Genomic DNA, 5,640 nt, shown 5'->3' on the forward strand with positions numbered 1-5,640 from the left:
CAGCCCGCCATCGACCTCGCGAGGAACGCGTTGGGCCGCTGGCGGAACGACCTCGAGCCCGACCGGGACGAGGTGGAAGCGATAGGCGACGGGCAGGACACCGCTTCGGTCCTCGGCCGAGCCCTGCTGGCCGCCGCGAAGCGGGAGTACGACCCGCGATCGGCGATCCTGGCCGCCGCGAACCAGTCCGGTCGCAGCGCCATGACCGCCGCGCTGACCGGCGCACTCGTCGGCGCCCGCGCGGGTCTGCCGGGGCTGCCGCGGGAATGGGTGGACGCGCTCGGCGTCACCGACCTCGTCCAAGAGGTCGCCAACGACGCCTACTGGCACTTCTCCGTCCGCAATCCGCGCGAGCAAGCGGATCCGCAACGCTGGAAAGAACGCTATCCCCGGTGGTGAGCTCGGCGGCGACGGTGCTTCGCGGTCGGCGTTTCGCCGGATCCACTTCTCGCAGGCCGTGACCGGCGATGTTCCGGTGGCCGGCCTTGGCGGCGGCGTGCGACTTGCGTGATCGTTTGCACCCGCGGAAAAAGATCACGTCTTGCTGATTTTCCGATCTCCATTTCCGGTGTGCTGCGTTGTACCGCGCAAGTCGCATGTCGTTTCGGGTTCGCACGACCCGCGCCGCCAGTCGGCGAAGAATCACCCGCCCGTGCGCGGCGATTCGAGGGGCGCTCCGTTTCCGCTGGTACACGCCGCGAGTCGAGCGAGTGACGCGCGCGGCCGTCACTCTGAAGGATCGCGGCATCGGAAGGAGGTACGCCATGCGGATCACTTGGACAGTGGATGGCACGGAGCGTGAGCTGGACGTGGAGCCGCGGGTCACGGTGCTCGACGCGCTGCGGGACCGGCTGGGGGTGGTGTCGCCGAAGAAGGGGTGCGATCACGGCCAGTACGGTGCCTGCACGGTGCTGGTGGACGGGTGGCGGGTGACGACCTGCCTGTCGCTCGCCGTGGCGCAGGACGGGGCGGAGATCACCACGGCGGCGGGGCTGGCCGACGACGGTGAGCTGCACCCGGTCGCTCGCGCGTTCGTGCAGCACGACGGGTTCCAGTGCGGTTATTGCACGCCGGGACAGGTTTGTTCCGCGGTGGGAATGCTGGACGAGGCAGAGCAGGGCTGGCCGAGCCACGCCACCGCGGACGTGGCCGCCGAACCCGCGCTCACCGACGACGAGATCCGCGAGCGGATGAGCGGGAACCTGTGCCGCTGCGGGGCTTACGTGAACATCCTGGCCGCGATCCGCGAGGTGGCGACATGATCCCGTTCGACTACGAGCGCGCCACGGACGCCGCGGGCGCGGTTGCGACGGTGGCGCGGAACCCGAACGCGCGGTTCCTCGCCGGGGGCACGAACCTGGTGGATCACTTGAAGCTGGGGGTGAGCGAGCCGGAGCTGCTGGTCGACGTGTCGCGGCTGCCGTTCGGCGAGGTCCAGGAGCAGGACGGCGTGGTCCGGGCGGGCGCGTCGGTGCGCAACAGCGAGCTCGCCGCGCACCCGCTGATCCGGCAGCGGTTCCCGGTGCTCGCGCAGGCATTGCTGGCCGGCGCCTCCGGGCAGCTGCGCAACCTCGCCACGACCGGCGGGAACCTGCTGCAGCGCACCCGCTGCCCGTACTTCCAGGACGTCACGACACCGTGCAACAAGCGGGAACCCGGCTCCGGATGTTCGGCGATCAGCGGGCACAACCGCGACATGGCGATCCTCGGGTCGTCCGAGCAGTGCGTGGCCACGCACCCGTCGGACATGGCGGTGGCGATGACGGCGCTGGACGCGGTGGTGCGGATACAGGGCGTCGATGGCGAACGAACCGTCCCGGTCGCGGAGTTCCACCGGTTGCCCGGGGATTCACCGGAGCGCGACACGGTGCTGCAGCACGGCGAGCTCATAACCGCGGTCGATATCCCTGGAGCCGCGCCGATTTCCGCTTACCGCAAAGTGCGGGACCGCGCCTCGTACGCGTTCGCGCTCGTTTCGGTGGCCGCGGTCGTCGACATGGCCGGCGGCGTGGTGCAGGACGTGCGGCTCGCGCTGGGCGGTGTGGCGCACAAGCCGTGGCGGGCGCGGCGCGCCGAAGCCGCGCTGCGCGGAAGCCGCGCCACCGAGCAAGCGTTCCGGGAGGCCGCCGAGGCCGAGCTGGCCGACGCGAGCCCGCTCGCGGGCAACGCCTTCAAAGTCCCGATGGCCAAGAACACGATCGTCGCCGCGCTGCGCGACCTGACCGGGGAGCAGCGATGACCGAGCAGCTGGAGCGCAACGCCATCGGGACGTCACTGGAACGCCTCGACGGCCACGCCAAGGTGACCGGCACGGCGGCCTACGCCTACGAACAACCGGTCCGCGAACCGCTCTACGTGCATCCCGTGCAGGCCACGGTCGCGCGCGGGCGCATCCGCCACATCGACACCGACGCCGCCGAGGACCTCGAAGGCGTCGCCGCTGTCCTCACCCACCTGAACGCACCGCGCCTGGCCACCGGCGACGACCCGGAGATGTGGGTGCTGCAGTCCGATCGCATCGCGTTCCGCGGCCAGCTGATCGGCGCGGTGCTCGCCGAAGCCCCGGAGGTCGCCAGGCAGGCGGCCGGTCTGGTGCGGATCGACTACGAGCAGGAACAGCACGACGTGGTGCTGCGCAGCAACTACGAACGGCTCTACGCGCCGGAGATCGTCAACGGGGGCTTCGGCACCGACACGCACTCGGGCGAGGTCGAAAGCGTCGACCCCGACGTGCTGGTCGACCGGACCTACACGACCCCGATGGAGCACAACAACCCGATGGAGCCGCACACCAGCGTCGCCATTTGGCGGGACGGCTCGTTGACGCTCTACGACTCCACGCAGGGCGTGTTCGCCACGAGGTCCCGGCTCGCGCCCGTGCTCGGTCTGGAAGAGCAGCGCGTGCGCGTGATCTCGCCGTACGTCGGAGGCGGTTTCGGCTCGAAGGGCACCGCGCACGCGCACAACGTCCTCGCCGCGCTGGCGGCCCGCGTGGCCGGGGGCAGGCCGGTGAAGCTGGCCCTGACCCGCCAGCAGATGTTCGACCTGGTCGGGCACCGCACGCCGACGATCCAGCACGTGCGGCTCGGCTCCGACCGCGACGGCACGCTGTCGGTGGTGACCCACGACGTCGTCGAGCGCACCTCGACGGTGCTGGAGTTCGCCGAACAGACCGCGGTGGCCACCAGGACCATGTATCCCGCGCCGAACCGCCGCACCACGCACCGGCTGGCCGCGCTGGACGTGCCGGTGCCGTTCTGGATGCGCGCTCCCGGTGAGGCTCCGGGCATGTTCGCGACCGAGGTCGCGATGGACGAATTGGCCGAGGCTTGCGGAATCGATCCGATCGAACTGCGCTTGCGCAACGAGCCCGACGTCGACCCGGAATCCGGCCTGCCGTATTCGGCGCGGAACCTGGCGCGCTGCCTGCGGGAGGGCGCCGAGCGGTTCGGCTGGTCCGGCCGGGATCCCCGCCCGCGCGCCCGGCGGGACGGGAACTGGCTGATCGGTACCGGTGTCGCGAGTTCGACGTATCCGCGGTTCACCTTCCCCGGTTCGGTCGCCGATATCCGGTTCAGCGGCGGGCGCTACGAGGTCCGCATCGGCGCCGCGGACATCGGCACCGGGACCTGGACTGCGTTGACGCAGGTCGCAGCGGACGCGCTCGGCTGTCCCGTGGAGTCCGTGCGGCTGCGGATCGGCGACACCGACCTGCCGGTGGCGACCGTGGAAGGCGGCTCAGCGGGCCTGTCGTCCTGGGGCGCCACGATCGTCGACGCCGCCCGCCGGTTCCGGGAGAAGTTCGGCACCGACCCCTCCGATGGGGACGAGGCGGACGGCATGACGCCGGACAACCCGGACGACGACCGGTTCTCCATGCATTCGTTCGGCGCGGTGTTCGCCGAGGCCCGGGTCAACGCCGACACCGGTGAAGTGCGGGTGCCGCGAATGCTCGGTGTGTTCTCGGTGGGGCAGGTGATCAACCCGAGCACGGCGCGCTCGCAGCTGATCGGCGGTATGACGATGGGGCTGTCGATGGCGCTGCACGAGGAAAGCGTGCTGGACCCGCGGTTCGGCCACGTCATCAACCGCGACTTCGCGCAGTACCACGTGCCGGTGCACGCCGACATCGCCGACGTGGAGGCGACGTGGCTGGACGAGCGGGACGCGCACGCGAATCCGATGGGCGCGCGCGGGATCGGCGAGATCGGCATCGTCGGGTCGCCTGCCGCGGTCGCCAACGCCGTGCACCACGCCACCGGGATCCGCGCACGTGACCTGCCGATCACTCCGGACAAGTTGTTCCGCGAATGACCGGAAACCGATATCCCGCGCAGGGGTGAGCGATTACCACCGGAAAGTAATGGTCGACGCCCGCATTTCCCCTGTTCGGCAGGTTGTGTGCCTTGTCTGGCACCCGGCTGAGGAGCACGCTGGGTGTTCAGGCAAGGGGGTTCCAGGTGCGGAGAACGTTCAGCTCGGTCGTGCGCGCGTTCGCGGTGCTGGTCGCCGTGTTCGTGGTCGGCCTGGCCTGCCAGCCGACCCGCACCCAGCCCGCGCCGCCGCCTCCGCAGCCGGCCCAGCCGCAACAGCCCGCGCCCGCGCCGCCGGGGCCGCCAGCGCCCGGTCCGCCGGTGCTCGCCGTGAAGATCGACAACGTCCCGGAGGCGCGTCCTGCGGTGGGCATCGGTTCGGCCGATCTCGTGGTGGTCGAACCGGTGGAGGGCGGGCTGAGCAGGCTCGTCGCCGTGTTCGGCGGAGATCGCCCGCCGGTGGTCGGGCCGGTGCGCAGCGCGCGGGAGACGGACATGGAGCTGCTGGCGCAGTTCGGCAGGCCGACGCTGGTCTTCTCCGGCGCCGCCCCGCAACTGCTGCCGAGGCTTTCCGGTGCTGCGCTGGACCCGGTCCCGCTGGAGCGCGACCCGAGCGCGTTCTTCCGCGGCACCGACCGGGAATCTCCGCACAACCTGTTCGTGCGGCCTTCGGCCGTGCCGGCAGGCGCGCCGTGGTCCCCGAAGGCTCCGATGGTGTTCGGCCCCGCCCCGGCGGGCGGGCAGCCCCGCGAGTCCGCGCAGGTCGCCTACAAGTCCGCGTCGACGAGCTTCACCTGGTCACCGCAGCAGCAGCGGTACCTCGTCGGGATGGACGGGAAACCGGCCGCGGCTGCGGATTCGGGCCGGCTCGGTGCGGGAACGGTGGTGCTCCAAGAGGTCGCCATCCACCAGTCGTCCGTGAGCGATGTCGCCGGCAGCGCCTCGCCGTACGCGGAGTCCGTGGGCAGCGGACGCGCCTTGGTGCTGCGGGACGGCATGGCTTTCGATGCGCGGTGGAACCGGCCGAGCCCGGACGTGGGGACGACCTACACGACGGAGTCGGGAGATCCGCTGCCGTTCGCGCCCGGGCCGGTGTGGGTCGCGCTGACCGGCAAGCTGTGAACGTCCGCCGTCGAATTGGCGCGGCAACCGCTGATCCGCATCGCTGATTTCGGCCTCGGCTTGACACGCCCGCAAGAATGGAGAATTGCGTTCAACTGCACGCGAAGAACGTTTTTCTTTATTCTAGCAGGGGTGGGACGGAATTGTCAAAGCGGCCGAAGAACGAGGAATTGTTCGCCGAACGCACCTACGTGGCGGAGTTGTA

At 70.6% G+C, this 5,640-nt stretch carries 5 protein-coding genes; all 5 read left to right on the forward strand.

What is annotated here, in order from left to right:
• The coding region (locus IJH84_RS19085) for an ADP-ribosylglycohydrolase family protein (RefSeq protein ID WP_295146973.1) at positions 1-399 on the forward strand (399 nt) is incomplete at its 5' end.
• A 365-nt stretch (positions 400-764) separates the two neighbouring features.
• A complete protein-coding gene (locus IJH84_RS19090) occupies positions 765-1,262 on the forward strand; it encodes a 2Fe-2S iron-sulfur cluster-binding protein (RefSeq protein WP_295146976.1) in 498 nt (165 codons plus the stop codon).
• Positions 1,259-2,239, forward strand: coding sequence for a xanthine dehydrogenase family protein subunit M (locus tag IJH84_RS19095; RefSeq protein WP_295146979.1), 981 nt, complete (start codon positions 1,259-1,261; stop codon positions 2,237-2,239). The genes IJH84_RS19090 and IJH84_RS19095 overlap by 4 nt, the downstream gene beginning before the upstream one ends.
• Positions 2,236-4,314, forward strand: a complete 2,079-nt coding sequence (locus IJH84_RS19100) for a xanthine dehydrogenase family protein molybdopterin-binding subunit (protein WP_295146982.1) — start codon at positions 2,236-2,238, stop codon at positions 4,312-4,314. Before IJH84_RS19095 ends, IJH84_RS19100 begins: the two co-directional genes overlap by 4 nt.
• Before the next feature lie 146 nt (positions 4,315-4,460).
• Positions 4,461-5,435, forward strand: a complete 975-nt coding sequence (locus tag IJH84_RS19105; RefSeq protein ID WP_295146985.1) for a DUF3048 domain-containing protein — start codon at positions 4,461-4,463, stop codon at positions 5,433-5,435.
• The last annotated feature ends 205 nt before the right edge of the window (positions 5,436-5,640 follow it).

Origin of the sequence: Saccharopolyspora sp. (assembly GCF_017434145.1) — a bacterium.
GTDB classification, from domain to species: Bacteria; Actinomycetota; Actinomycetes; order Mycobacteriales; family Pseudonocardiaceae; genus Saccharopolyspora_C; species Saccharopolyspora_C galaxeae.